10 protein-coding genes are annotated in these 13,528 nt (G+C 65.3%); 9 read left to right on the forward strand and 1 reads right to left on the reverse strand.

Going from position 1 to position 13,528, the window contains the following annotated elements:
- Positions 1-3 precede the first annotated feature (3 nt).
- The 9 genes from MSG_RS14255 (at position 4) to MSG_RS14295 (ending at position 11,712) form a co-directional block, all read left to right on the forward strand.
- Complete coding sequence (locus tag MSG_RS14255) at positions 4-1,311, forward strand: MCE family protein (RefSeq protein ID WP_096440556.1); 1,308 nt, start codon at positions 4-6, stop codon at positions 1,309-1,311.
- On the forward strand, positions 1,308-2,348 hold the full coding sequence (locus MSG_RS14260; RefSeq protein ID WP_096440558.1) for a virulence factor Mce family protein: 1,041 nt from the start codon (positions 1,308-1,310) through the stop codon (positions 2,346-2,348). Before MSG_RS14255 ends, MSG_RS14260 begins: the two co-directional genes overlap by 4 nt.
- A complete protein-coding gene (locus MSG_RS14265; RefSeq protein WP_096440560.1) occupies positions 2,345-3,892 on the forward strand; it encodes a virulence factor Mce family protein in 1,548 nt (515 codons plus the stop codon). The genes MSG_RS14260 and MSG_RS14265 overlap by 4 nt, the downstream gene beginning before the upstream one ends.
- Positions 3,889-5,469 carry a virulence factor Mce family protein gene (locus tag MSG_RS14270; RefSeq protein WP_096440562.1) on the forward strand — a complete coding sequence of 527 codons (1,581 nt, stop codon included), beginning with the start codon at positions 3,889-3,891 and terminating at the stop codon, positions 5,467-5,469. The genes MSG_RS14265 and MSG_RS14270 overlap by 4 nt, the downstream gene beginning before the upstream one ends.
- A 14-nt stretch (positions 5,470-5,483) precedes the next feature.
- A complete protein-coding gene (locus MSG_RS14275) occupies positions 5,484-6,650 on the forward strand; it encodes a virulence factor Mce family protein (protein ID WP_096440564.1) in 1,167 nt (388 codons plus the stop codon).
- Positions 6,644-8,194 (forward strand): virulence factor Mce family protein, encoded by a 1,551-nt coding sequence (locus MSG_RS14280; RefSeq protein ID WP_096440566.1) that lies wholly within the window; start codon positions 6,644-6,646, stop codon positions 8,192-8,194. Before MSG_RS14275 ends, MSG_RS14280 begins: the two co-directional genes overlap by 7 nt.
- Before the next feature lie 129 nt (positions 8,195-8,323).
- Complete coding sequence (locus MSG_RS25185; protein WP_170063160.1) at positions 8,324-8,920, forward strand: type II toxin-antitoxin system Phd/YefM family antitoxin; 597 nt, start codon at positions 8,324-8,326, stop codon at positions 8,918-8,920.
- Positions 8,921-9,089: 169 nt separating this feature from the next.
- On the forward strand, positions 9,090-10,310 hold the full coding sequence (locus MSG_RS14290; RefSeq protein ID WP_096444505.1) for an MFS transporter: 1,221 nt from the start codon (positions 9,090-9,092) through the stop codon (positions 10,308-10,310).
- Positions 10,311-10,407: 97 nt separating this feature from the next.
- Positions 10,408-11,712, forward strand: coding sequence for an acyltransferase family protein (locus tag MSG_RS14295; RefSeq protein ID WP_096440570.1), 1,305 nt, complete (start codon positions 10,408-10,410; stop codon positions 11,710-11,712).
- Here the strand turns inward: MSG_RS14295 and MSG_RS14300 are convergent, their stop codons facing one another.
- Positions 11,713-13,377, reverse strand: a complete 1,665-nt coding sequence (locus MSG_RS14300) for a purine-cytosine permease family protein (protein ID WP_232011033.1) — start codon at positions 13,375-13,377, stop codon at positions 11,713-11,715. It abuts the gene before it with no gap.
- Positions 13,378-13,528: the final 151 nt, after the last annotated feature.

The raw sequence follows: 13,528 nt of genomic DNA on the forward strand, positions 1-13,528 counted from the left end.
CCCATGACGACCCCGGTGAAACAGCACCCGCCACGTATCCCGCCCTACAAGACCGCGGCCGTAGTGTTCCTGGTGGTCGCCGCGGCGGTACTGGCACTGGTGTGGTTGCAGTTTCGGGGCGAGCTCACGCCGAAGACGACCTTGACAATGGTGGCTCCCCGGGCGGGTCTGGTGATGGATCCGGGGTCGAAGGTCACTTACAACGGCGCGGAAATCGGCCGGGTGGCCAGCATTTCGGAGATCCAGCGTGACGGAATGCCAGCGGCCAAGTTCGCCTTGGACGTGAACCCGAGGTACATCAAGCTGATTCCAGCCAACGTGGACGCCAATATCGCGGCGACGACAATTTTCGGCAACAAGTATGTGTCGCTGACTTCGCCGAAAATACCTACACCACAACGCATCTCACCACAGCAGGTGATTGATGTGAGGTCGGTGACGACCGAGTTCAACACGCTGTTCGAGACGCTTAACTCGATCGCGGGCAAGGTGGATCCGGTCAAACTGAACCTGACGCTGGCCGCGGCCGCTCAGGCATTCACCGGGTTGGGCGACAAGTTCGGGCAGTCGATCGTCAACGCCAACGCCATCCTCGACGACATCAATCCGCGGATGCCGCAGATCCGGCGCAACATCCAACAGCTGGTGGCACTTGGCGACACCTACACCAACGCTGCACCGGAACTGTTCGACGCGCTGAAAAACGCCGTGATCACGGCGCGCACGCTACACGGGCAGGAAGCCGACCTGGATGCCGCCTTGTTGGCCGCGACCGGACTGGGCAACACGGGCGAAGACATCTTTGCCCGCGGCGGGCCCTACCTGCAGCGCGGCGCCGCCGATCTGATGCCCACCGCCCAGCTGCTCGACACCTACAGCCCCGAATTCTTTTGCACCATCCGCAATTACTACGACGAGGAACCCGCGGCCAATGCGACGACCGGCGGCGGCAACGGCTACGCGTTACGCACCATGACTGAGCTGACATCGGGGTTGGGGGGCATCCTCACTCTCCCCGGGTTGACCGGCACAGTGGCCACGATGGGCCTCCTAGGATTGGCCGGCGTGGCGGGCGGAGCGCCGAATCCCTATGTCTATCCGGACAATCTGCCACGGGTGAACGCGCGCGGCGGTCCCGGCGGCGCGCCGGGATGCTGGCAGTCGATCACCCATGATCTGTGGCCGGCGCCGTCTCTGGTGGTGGACACCGGCGCAAGCCTCGCGCCGTACAACCACCTGGACACCGGGTCACCGTACGCAATCGAGTACGTGTGGGGGCGTCAGGTCGGGGACAACACGATCAACCCATGAACACCACCCGCAACGCCATCAAGCTCGGCACCGTCTCGTCGGTGCTGCTGCTGATTACCGTGTCGATCGTCGTGGTGTTCGGTCAGATGCGCTTCAACAGCACCAACAGCTATTCCGCTGAGTTCAGCAATGCCACCGGGCTGAAGGACGGCCAGTTCGTCCGTGCCTCCGGCGTTGAGGTCGGCAAGGTCGAAAGGGTGCACTTGATCGAGGGCGGCACCCGGGTACGGGTGGATTTCGCTGTCGACCGCTCGATACCGCTTTACGAGTCGACCACCGCGCAGATCCGCTACCTCGACCTGTTCGCCGACCGCTATCTGGAACTCAAACGCGGCCAGGGAGAGGGTGCTGACCGCATCCTGCCGCCGGGTGGATTGATCCCCCTGTCCCGGACGTCGCCGGCGCTGGATCTGGACGCGCTGATCGGTGGTTTCAAGCCGTTGTTTCGGGCGCTCGATCCGGAAAAGGTCAACACCATCGCATCGGCCATCGTCAACGTGTTTCAGGGCCAGGGCGGCACGATCAATGACATCCTCGACCAGACCGCACGGCTGACCGCGCACCTGGCAGAACGCGACCAAGCGATCGGTGAGGTGGTCAAGAACCTGAATATCGTGTTGGACACCACGGTTCGGCATCGCAAGGAATTCGACCAAACCGTCGACAACTTCGAAAAGTTGATCACCGGCCTTGCCAATCACGCCGATCCCCTCGCCGCCAGCACCGCCAACATCAGCAACGCCGCCGGCACGCTGGCCGACCTGCTGGCCGAGGACCGCGCACTGCTGCACAAGGAGATCAATTATCTCGAGGCTCTTCAGCAGCCGCTGGTCGATCAAAAAGATCAACTGGGCGACCTGATCCACAAGACGCCGACCGCCCTCAACCTGATCGGCCGCAGCATCGGCCTCTACGGGGACTGGGTGAACTTCTACCTCTGCGACCTGACGATCAAGTGGAACGGACTTCAGCCCGGCGGCCCAGTCCGCACGGTCAGGATCTGGCAGCAGCCCACAGGTAGGTGCACGCCGCAATGAGGACCCTGACGGAATTCAACCGCGGCCGGGCCGGGCTGATGGGCGCCGGCGTGCTGGTGCTCGTCTTGGCCGTCGGCCAGAGCTTCACCAGTGTCCCAATGCTGTTCGCCAGCCCCAGCTACTACGGGCAGTTCTCCGACACGGGTCAATTGAGCAAGAACGACAAGGTACGCATCTCCGGCGTGAATGTCGGCACCGTGCAGGCGCTCGAAATCGACGGCGACCACGTCGTCATCAAGTTCGACATCGGCGCCAACACCATCGGCACCGAAAGCCGGCTCGCGATCAAGACCGACACCATCCTGGGTAAGAAGGTGCTCGAGATCGAGCCGCGGGGCACCCGGACGCTGCGGCCCGGGGGTGTGCTGCCGCTGGGCCAAAGCACCACCCCCTATCAGCTCTACGACGCGGTCTTCGACGTCAACAAGGCCGCCGAGGGCTGGGACATCGACAGCGTCAAACAGTCGCTGAACGTGTTGACGCAGACCATCGATCAGACCTACCCACACCTCAGCCCGGCGCTCGACGGTCTGGCCAAGTTCTCCGACACGATCGGTAAGCGCGACGAAGAGATCAAACACCTACTCGCTCAGGCCAATCAGGTGGCCGGCGTGCTCGGTGATCGCAGCGAACAAATCAACCGGCTGCTTGTCAACGCCAAGGCCCTTCTTGCCGCGTTCAACGACCGCGGCCGGGCCATCGACGCCCTGCTGCACAACATTTCCGCGTTCTCACAGCAGGTGCAGGGATTCATCGACGACAACCCGAACCTGAATCCGGTATTGGATCAATTGCACGCCTTGTCCGACGTGCTGGTGGCCCGCAAGGACGACCTGGCTCAAACTCTCACGTACGTAAGCCAATTCGCCGCATCATTAGGCGAATCCGTCGCGTCCGGACCGTACTTCAAGATAGTCCTGTCCAATCTGCTGCCGTACTGGGCGTTGCAACCGTTTGTCGACGCCGCGTTCAAGAAGCGTGGTATCGATCCCGAGGACTTCTGGCGCAGCGCCGGCCTGCCCGCGTTCCGCTGGCCCGACCCCAACGGAACCCGATTCCCCAATGGCGCGCCGCCGCCCGCACCCCCCGTGCAGGAAGGCACCCCCGATCATCCGGGACCGGCCTTCCCGCCGGGCACGGCGTGTTCCTACGTGCCGGGGCCCGGCGCTTCCCCGCGACCGTGGAACCCGCTGCCGTGCGCGGGCATGGACGTCGGCCCGTTCGGCGGAAATTTCCCGGCACCGATCGACGTGCAAACGTCGCCGCCCAACCCGAATGGGCTGCCGCCGACAGCGGGGATCCCCATCGCCGGGCGGCCAGGCGAGCCGCCACCGGAGGTCCCGGGCACACCGGTGCCGCTGCCACTCAACGCGCCGCCGGGGGCGCGCACCGAAAACCTGCAACCGGCGGGTCCACCCCCTGCACCGTCGACATTCGCGCCGGGGCCCCCCGCGCCCCCGGGACCCGGGCAGCAGCTGCCGGCACCGTTCATCAACCCCGGCGGCACGGGTGGTAGCGGCATCGCGGGAGGTAGCCAGAATTGAGCAGCATCATCGCTAGCCGAAACCTACGCTCCCGCAACGTGATCGCAGCGCTGGTAGTGGTGCTGGCGCTGGCCGCCGGGTTCGTCGGCTGGCACCTCTACCAGAAGTTGACCACCAACACCGTGGTCGCGTACCTTCCCGCGGCGAACGCGCTCTATTCCGGGGACAAGGTCCAGATCATGGGCGTCCGCGTCGGATCGGTCGACAGGATCGAGCCGGCCGGCGGCAGGATGAAGGTGACGTTCCACTACAGCAATAAATACAAGGTGCCCGCCAACGCGTCCGCCGTGGTCCTGAACCCGACCGTGGTGGCGTCCCGGAGCATTCAACTGGAGCCGCCCTACAAAGGCGGCCCGGTGATGGGTGACCACGCGGTGATCCCCATCGAGCGCACCCAGCTGCCGACCGAGTTCGATCAGCTGCGCGAGAGCGTCGCCAACACCATCAACAAACTCGGCCCGACGCCCGAGCAGCCCAAGGGCCCCTTCGGAGGCCTTGTCGAGTCCTACGCAGACGGGCTGGCCGGCAAGGGCAAGGAGATCAACACCACGCTGAACAGCCTGTCGCGGTCGTTGACTGCGCTGAATCAGGGGCGTGGGGACTTCTTCGCGGTGGTACACAGCCTGGCACAGTTCGTCAATGCCCTGCACAAAGACGACCAGCAGCTCGTCGCCCTGAACAACAACCTGGCCCAATTCACCGACAAACTCGCGGGATCGGGCTCAGACCTCTCCGGCGCGATACAGCAGTTCGACCGACTGATCGCTACACTGCGGCCGTTCTTGTCCAAGAACCGCCAGGTGCTCGCGCGCGACATCGACAACCTCGCCAACCTGACCACCACGCTGGTCCAACCCGAGCCGCTGAATGGGTTGGAGACAGCCCTGCACGTCCTGCCGACGTTGGAGACGAACCTCAGTCAGATTTATCACCCCGCGCACGGCGCGGTCATGTCCATCCCGGCAATACCGAACTTCGCGAACCCAATGCAGTTCTTCTGCAGCATGATTCAGGCTGGCAGCCGGCTGGGCTACCAGGAATCCGCCGAACTGTGCGCGCAGTACCTGGCGCCGATTCTCGATGCAATCAAGTTCAACTACTTGCCGTTCGGGCTGAATCTGTTCAGCACAGCCGAGACGCTACCCAAGGAAGTCGCCTACTCCGAGCCCCGGCTACGGCCACCGAACGGGTACAAGGACACCACGGTGCCGGGGATCTGGGTGCCGGACACCCCGTTGTCGCATCGCAACGCCCAGCCCGGCTGGGTTGTCGCGCCGGGCATGCAGGGTACCCAGGTCGGGCCGGTCACGGCGAGCCTGCTGACCCCTGAATCCCTGGCCGAACTGATGGGCGGCGCCGACAGCGCGCCCCCGCCACCCGGGCCGCAGACCCCGCCCGGACCGCCGAATGCGTACGACGAGAACCCGATCGCACCGGTCATCGGACAGATCCCGCCGCAGGTGCCGATCCCGCCACCGGCACCGGCACCCGGTGTGGTCCCGGGACCGGTCGCACCGACTCCGGCTGGACCACCGCCGCCCGCGCAGGTGGCCGCAGCGACGGGCCCAGGTTCGTGACAGTCTCAACGACGTTGTGCGCGTTTAGGTTTCGCGCTCAGCACCGAGCCTGGCAGGGCCTGGCCCTACTGGCGGCGGCCGTGGCGCTGACGTCGTGTGCGAGGTGGCACGGCATCGCGAATGTCCCGATGCCCGGTGGGCCGGGCAGCGGGCCCGGCTCCTACACCGTCTACGTGCAGATGCCCGACACGCTGGCCCTGAACGACAACAGCCGGGTGCGGGTAGCCGACGTCTTTGTCGGCACGGTGCGCGCGATCCGCCTGAAGGACTGGGTTGCCACGCTGACGCTTCGCCTGGACAAGAGCGTCAAATTACCCAAGAACGCCACCGCCAAGATCGGGCAGACGAGCCTGTTGGGCTCGCAGCACATCGAACTGGCAGCGCCGCCCAACCCGTCGCCGGAGCCGCTGCGGGACGGCGACACCATTGCGCTGAAGAATTCGTCCGCCTACCCCACCACTGAGCAGACGCTGGCCAGTCTCGCGCTGATCTTGCGCGGGGGTGGCATCCCGAACCTCGAAGTGTTGCAGAACGAGGTCTTCAACATCGTGAACGGGCGGTCCGACCAGATCCGAACCTTCGTCGGCAAGCTCGACACCTTCACCGCCCGACTCGACGAACAGCGTGAGGACATCACCCGGGCCATCGATTCCACCAACCGGCTGTTGACCTACGTGAGCTCACGCTCCGACGTCTTGGATCGCGTCCTCACCGAATTCCCGCCGCTGATCAAACATTTCGCCGACAAGCAGCAGCTCTTGATCGACGCGGTCGATGCGACGGGACGGCTCAGCGCGGTCGCCGACAAATACCTGTCCGCGTCGCGCGGCGACCTGCACCATGATTTACTGGCGCTGCAGTGCCCGCTGCGGGAACTCGGCCGCGCCTCGCCGTATCTGATTCGCGCCCTCAAGCTGATTCTCGTCCGGCCGTTCGACGTCGACGCCGTACCGAAGGCGTTTCGCGGCGACTACTTCAACTTGTCGCTGACGCTCGACCTGACCCTCAGCTCCGTCGACAACGCGTTCCTCACCGGGACCGGACTCTCCGGGGCGTTGCGCGCGCTCGAGCAGTCGTGGGGCCGCGACCCGGAAACGATGATCCCCGACGTCCGATACACGCCCAACCCCAACGACGCCCCGGGCGGGCCTTTGGTCGAAAGGGCAGATAGGCAATGCTGACCCGATTCATCTGGCGCCAGCTGATCGTCTTCGGCATCCTGAGCGTCATCACCGCGATCGCCTTGGGGTGGTACTACTTGCAGATTCCCACCGCGGCAGGAATCGGCCAGTACACATTGAAGGCGGACCTGCCCAAGTCGGGCGGTCTGTACAAAACGGCCAACGTGACTTATCGCGGTGCCACCATCGGCACGGTCACCGACGTCGAGCCGACCGAGACGGGCGCGCAAGTGACCTTGAGTATCGCCGACAGCTACAAGATCCCGGTCGACGCGTCGGCGAACGTGCATTCGGTGTCGGCCGTCGGGGAGCAGTACCTGGACCTGGTGTCGGTAGGCAATCCGGGCCAATACTTTTCGCCCGGGCAGACGATCACCAAGGGCACCGTGCCCACCGAGATCGGGCCGGCGTTGGATGCCGCCAATCGCGGGCTGGCCGTGCTGCCGACGGAAAAGATTGCCTCGTTGCTCGACGAAACAGCCAAAGCGGTAGGCGGTTTCGGCCCCGCGCTGCAACGACTGGTCGATGCTACGCAGGCGATCGCGGGCGACTTCAAGGCCAACATCGGCGACGTCAATGACATCATCGAAAATTCAAGCCCGGTCGTCGACAGCCAGGTCAACTCCGGTGATTCGATCCGGCGCTGGTCTCACAACCTGGACATCCTGGCCGCGCAAAGCGCGGAAAACGACCAGCACGTGCAAAGTATTCTGGCCCATGCCGCGCCGACCACCGATCAGGTCAACGAGGTGTTCGGCGACGTTCGCGAGTCACTGCCGCAGACACTGGCGAATCTCGAGATCGTGCTGGAGATGCTGAAGCGCTACCACAAGGGCGTCGAACAGCTGCTGGTGGCTTACCCGCAGGGGGCAACGGAAGGCCAGACGGTGACAACGCCTTTCCCGGGCTACGCCGCTCTCGGCACCTCGCTGACCATCAATCAGCCCCCACCGTGCCTGACCGGCTTTCTGCCGGCAGCGCAGTGGCGGTCTCCGGCGGACACGAGCCTGGCGCCGATGCCGTCCGGAACGTATTGCAAGATCCCGCAAGACTTTCCGGCCAACGCCGTGCGGGGGGCACGTAACCTTCCGTGCGTCGACGTCCCCGGTAAGCGCGCCGCGACGCCGCGGGAGTGCCGCGACCCCAAGCCCTACGTCCCGTCGGGCACCAACCCGTGGTACGGCGACCCGAACCAGATCCTGACCTGCCCGGCGCCCGCGGCGCGCTGCGACCAGCCCGTCAAGCCCGGTCAGGTGATGCCCGCGCCATCGATCGATAACGGCGTCAACCCCGCGCCGTCCGACCGGGTGGCTGGAACCCCCCCGCCCATCAGCGATGTACTGCAGCGACCGCGATCTGGGACCGTCGAGTGCAACGGGCAGCAGCCGAATCCGTGCGTCTACCTCCCCAGCGGTCCTCCGCCGGCTGTTTACACTCCGCAAAGCGGTGAACTGGTCGGGCCCGACGGGGTCAGGTACCGGGTCGAGAATTCGAACAAAACGGGCGACGACGGATGGAAGGACATGCTGGCACCGCCCGATTGAGCCACCACACGTGGGACGTCGACGGCCCCGGGCCGCCTCGGCTACGCGCAATCACCTCGGGCTCCATAGCCCGTGATGCATCAATCCCGGACACTCACAGCACCTTTCACCCCCTGGCCGGTAACCCGGGTGAGCTACGTCGCGGAAGTCTGCGAGGTGCCGCGGACCCGAATGGGCTATACTGACCGCACGTACAGTCATATCCCGGTGCAACCCACGGATCGGAGCGAAATGCGGGAAGTGATCGGCCTGGGCCAGCTCCGGAGCAACGCCTGTCGGTACCTTGAGCGGGTTGCCGCCGGAGAAACCATCGATGTCGTCCGTCGCGGCAAGTTGGTGGCACGAATTGTCTCGGTCGGCGACTGGAGGGTGGCTCCGATCCCGGCGCGGTCCGTCGAAGTCGCGACACCGGAGGCTGGCGGCTGGGTAGGACTGCACGAACTGCGAACACGTGCCGGACGGTGCCTCGATCGGGTTGCGGCCGGCGAGACGGTTTGTGTCGTCCGTGGCGGCAGATTACTGGCGCAGATCGTGCCGGCCGGTGCTTCCAGCACGACCCCGAGCCACGCGGACGGTGGCCGGCGGATCGAGCTTGACGAACTGCGAAAGCGTGCGGGGCGTTATTTCGACAAGGTCGCGGCGGGACAGACGATTGAGGTCAGCCGTGGCGGCGAGCTAGTTGCTCGGATCGTGTCGGCCGCTAAGAAGACAACCGCAGGGGCCTGATCGCGGCGCTGCGTCCCCCGGCATGAAAATCGGCTCGCCGTAACCACGCAATCGACCAGCGCGCCATTGACGCGTGGCTCCCATCGCTTGCGCCATGATGCCGACGTCGGCAGTAGAATCGCGAGTCGTTCGACGGCCAGCGCCCTGGGAGTGCACATATGTGGTCATCATGCCCGGCCGTAGTGAACGGCATCGCCGCCCGGTGATCGCGCACGCCGCCGGAGCCAGAAGCTGGCTGACACGCAATGTGTGGGTATTGTCGGCCGTTTCGTTCCTCCAGGACACCGCCAGCGAATTGCTCTACCCGTTGCTGCCCATCTATCTGACCACTGTCCTTGGCGCGCCGCCCGCCGTCGTGGGAGCCGTGGAAGGCGCGGCCGAGGGAACGGCGTCCCTGACGAAACTGGCCGCCGGACCGCTCGGCGATAGATTCGCCCGGCGACCGCTGATCACCGCGGGCTACGGGATGGCCGCGCTCGGCAAGGTCATCGTCGCAGTCGCCGGAGCGTGGCCCGGAGTCCTGACCGGGCGCGTCGTCGATCGAGTCGGCAAGGGCATCCGAGGCGCGCCGCGAGACGCGCTGCTGGTAGACGGCGTCGAGGAAGCCGGCCGCGGCCGCGTGTTCGGGTTTCACCGCGCGATGGACACGCTGGGCGCGGTATTCGGACCGCTGCTCGGGCTCGCCGGGTACGAGTTGCTCGACCACCAGATTCCGCCGTTGCTGTACATCGCGATTGTTCCCGCCGTGCTCAGTGTCGCCCTGGTGCCGTTGGTGCGGGAGCGTCCGGGGCGGGTGGCGCGGGCTCGGCGGCCGCGTATGGCGGACGCGGTGCGTGACCTGCCGGGCCGGTATTGGCGGGCGGTCGCGCTGCTGACGGCCTTCGGACTGGCCAACTTTCCTGATGCCCTAATCCTATTGCGGCTCAAGGAACTCGGATTCTCCGTAGCCGAAGTGATCCTCGCTTACGTGGGATACAACCTGGTATACGCGGTAGGCAGTTACCCGGCCGGAGCCCTTGCCGATCGGATCCCGAGACGCACGGTGTTCGCAATCGGCATGGTCTTCTTCGCGGCCGGCTACATAGGGCTCGGTCTCACCACCGACAAAGTCTCAGCATGGCTGATCCTCGGGGTGTACGGACTGTTCACCGCATGCACTGACGGCGTCGGGAAAGCATGGATTTCGGGACTGGTCCCCGCCGAGTTGCAGTCCAGCGCGCAAGGTATTTTCCAGGGCGCGACCGGCTTCGCGGTGTTGGCGGCGGGTTTGTGGGCCGGCCTGCTGTGGGGAGCGACAGGCCGCCTCCCGCTCCTGATCTCAGGAATTGCCGGTGGCGTCTTTGCGGCAGTTTTGCTCGTCGTCGCCCTCGGCGCGCGGATTCGTGCCTGATCCGCACTGATGTCGACTCGCTGACCCGAAACAAAAAGTCCCCTCGCACCGGCGGGTACCGTGGGGCTGTGCACCGACTCGAGCTTTTCCCGAGCTGATGGACAACGCAGACGCCGCACAGCCGGACCGCAATCTGGCGGCCGATTTCTACCGGGTGTCGGGCGTCGTGCTGATCGTGCTGGGGCACTGGCTGGCCGGCTCGGTGACCTATCACGATGGCCAGTTCGGACGGCAGAACCCGCTCGTGGACCTGCCGTGGACTCAATGGCTGACCTGGCCATTCCAGGCGGTCCCGACGTTCTTCATGGTGGCCGGCTATGCCGGCGCCGTGTCCTGGACACATCGGCACGACAACGCCGGCATCTCCCGCCAGACCTGGCTTCAGCGTCGCCTGGCCCGGGTCCTCGGGCCGACCGCCGTATACGCCGTGCTGGTGGCCCTGGCGGTCATCGTGCTGGGGGTCCGCGGCACCGCCGGGTCCGTGCTCGAATACGCGGGGTGGGCGGTGGCGATGCACCTGTGGTTCCTCGCGGTGTACCTGGCGGTGGTCTCGTTGACGCCGATTGCCATTGCCGCACAACGCCGTTGGGGTCTTCTGACGCCAGCCACACTCGGGATCGGGGTTGCGGTGGTCGACGTCACCAGGCTCGCCGGTCACGTCCAATACCTCGACTGGATCAACTACCTGCTGGCCTGGGGAATGCTATATCAACTCGGAATCGCTTGGCATGGCGGGCTATTGGCTGGCCGCCGGCCCGCGCTGCTGGCGGGCGCTTCGGCCGCTGCGCTCGCGCTGTTGATTTGGTTGAGGGTCTACCCGATCAGCATGATCGGTGTTCCCGGTCAGACGATCGACAACACGACCCCGCCCACCGTGGCGCTGCTGGCGTTCGGATGCGCGCAAACCGGATTAGCGATGGCGCTCGCGCCGGCCATCAACCGCGCGCTGTGCGCCGGTCACGTCCGGCGCGTATTGGCCATCGGCAACAACAACATCATGGCCTTGTACCTGTGGCACATGGTGCCCGTCGTGCTCGTGGCCATCGTCGGGTATCCGGCGGGTCTGTTGCCGCAGCCACCCGAAGGCACCGCGGACTGGTGGCTGGCCCGGCTGGAATGGGTGGTCATTCTCGGCGCGGTGACGATCGTCGAACTGCTGCTGTTGTGGTGGGGCCGGCGCATTTTCGCGACCCCGCTGCCACTGCTGGGTGTCCCCCTCAAGAAACGCTGGGCCGAACCGGTCATCTTGACCGGTGCCGCAATGGCCGCCTACGCCCTGTCCGTCACCGCCGCGCGGGGTTTCGCCCCCGGCGGGCGCCTTTCGTGGCCCACCGCAATCCTTTTCGCTGCCGGGACGCTCCTGGTGGCACTGCGCCCGGTACGGGTCCCCGCACGGCAGTAGCTAGCCCTGGGCCGGCAAAACGTGGTCGGCGACCTTGTCGGTGGACAGGCACAGGGAACAGATCTGCGCGTCATGCGTCTCACACGCCAGCATGTCGGGCCGCTCGAACTCGTGATGGCACACATGGCAGGTGAGGTGCTCCCCCGAGGGGTTGCCGTGTCCGTCGAACATCGGCAGATCGAGGCCGTCATGCGTGCGCCGCAGGTAGTACTTACCCTTGGTCGCGATCGCCAGAATGGGCGGCATCACCAGGGCGATGACGATGGCCACCAACGGCGAGTACGGCCGAAGTTGCGGGCCCAGGCCGCCGAAGAAGGCGACGATCGACAGGCCCGCCGCCAACAGCATCGAGCCGAACCCGACCGGGTTGATGGCATACAGCATGCCCCTGCGGAACTCGGGGCGCTTCGGGGACAGGCCGAGCAGGTATTTGTTGAACACGATGTCGGACGCGACCGCGACCACCCACGCCATGCCGCAGTTGGAGTAGAACCCGAGGATGGTGTTGAGGAAGTCGAACATGTTGGCTTCCATCAGGATCAGTGCGATGGCGAGGTTCACACCCAGGAACACCACGCGGCCGGGATAATGCCTGGTGACCCGGGTAAAGGAGTTCGTCCACGCCAGCGACCCCGAATACGCGTTGGTCACATTGATTTTGATCTGGCTGAGCACGACCAGGATGACGGCGAGAGTTAACGCAAGCCAGTCCGGCATGAAGTTTTGGTAGATCTCGGCGAATTGGTGGACCGGCTGGTTCGCGACGGACGCGGAGCCGGCCAGGTGGGAAATCAGGTACACCGCCAGGAACAGCCCGACGATCTGTTTGACCGCGCCGAACAACACCCAGCCGGGACCTGCCAGCAGCATCCAGGTCCACCAGCTGCGGGAGTTCTGCGGCGTGCGGGGCGGCATGAACCGCAAGTAGTCGATCTGCTCGGCGATCTGCGCGATCAATGCGAGGCACACGCCCGCGGCCAGCAGGACCGAACTCGGGTCGACGCCGCCGCGTCCTTGCTTGCCGGTGTAGTCGAAGAATTCGTTCACCGACTCCGGATGGCTGATCACCAGATAGGCGAACGGGGCGACCATCATGATCAGCCAAAGTGGAGTGGTCCAAAGTTGCAGCTGGGAAAGGACTTTCATCCCGTAGATCACCAGCGGGAAGATGATCAGCGTCGACAGGGCGTATCCGATCCACAGCGGCACGTGCAGACTCAGGTTGAGCCCCTGGGCCATGATCGAGCCCTCCAGGGCAAAGAAGATGAACGTGAAGGTGGCGAAGATGACGTTGGTGACCACCGAGCCGTAGTAGCCGAAACCACTGCCGCGGGTGATCAGGTCCAGGTCGATGTTGTACCGCGCCGCGTAGTAAGCCAGCGGAAGCCCGGTCGCGAAGATCACCACCGCGAAGATGCCGATCCCCCACAGCGCGTTCGCCGTGCCGAAGCTGATGCCCAGGTTGGCACCGATCGCGAAATCGGCCAGGTACGCGATGCCGCCGAGCGCGGAGATTCCCACCACCGTGGTCGACCAGCGGCGATAGCTGCGGGGCGCGAAGCGCAGGGTGTAGTCCTCGAGCGTCTCGCGGGCAGCCGTCAGCGCGTCCTGCCCGCCCGCGGCCACCAAGGCACGATGAACACCGGGCTCGATGTCTTGCGTCATTCAACCTCCGGCTCGACTAGCTGGCGCCACCGGCACGGTAACCCATGCGCGTTGCCGCTTCATGAACCCGGGTGTCAGTCGTGGCACACCTGTGTTACGAAAATAGCTTTGCCGTAACAGCTTTCGCCACGCCCGTCCGGACGGTGCCACG

Origin of the sequence: Mycobacterium shigaense (assembly GCF_002356315.1) — a bacterium.
GTDB lineage: Bacteria > Actinomycetota > Actinomycetes > Mycobacteriales > Mycobacteriaceae > Mycobacterium > Mycobacterium shigaense.

What these genes read in the sequence shown, in the direction of transcription:
- MSG_RS14265 (WP_096440560.1), top strand. Translation starts at nt 2,345, where the DNA reads ATGAGGACCCTGACGGAATTCAACCGCGGCCGGGCCGGGCTGATGGGC.
- MSG_RS14260 (WP_096440558.1), top strand. Translation starts at nt 1,308, where the DNA reads ATGAACACCACCCGCAACGCCATCAAGCTCGGCACCGTCTCGTCGGTG.
- MSG_RS14290 (WP_096444505.1), top strand. Translation starts at nt 9,090, where the DNA reads ATGCCCGGCCGTAGTGAACGGCATCGCCGCCCGGTGATCGCGCACGCC.
- MSG_RS14300 (WP_232011033.1), bottom strand. Translation starts at nt 13,377, where the DNA reads ATGACGCAAGACATCGAGCCCGGTGTTCATCGTGCCTTGGTGGCCGCG.
- MSG_RS14255 (WP_096440556.1), top strand. Translation starts at nt 4, where the DNA reads ATGACGACCCCGGTGAAACAGCACCCGCCACGTATCCCGCCCTACAAG.
- MSG_RS14295 (WP_096440570.1), top strand. Translation starts at nt 10,408, where the DNA reads ATGGACAACGCAGACGCCGCACAGCCGGACCGCAATCTGGCGGCCGAT.
- MSG_RS14280 (WP_096440566.1), top strand. Translation starts at nt 6,644, where the DNA reads ATGCTGACCCGATTCATCTGGCGCCAGCTGATCGTCTTCGGCATCCTG.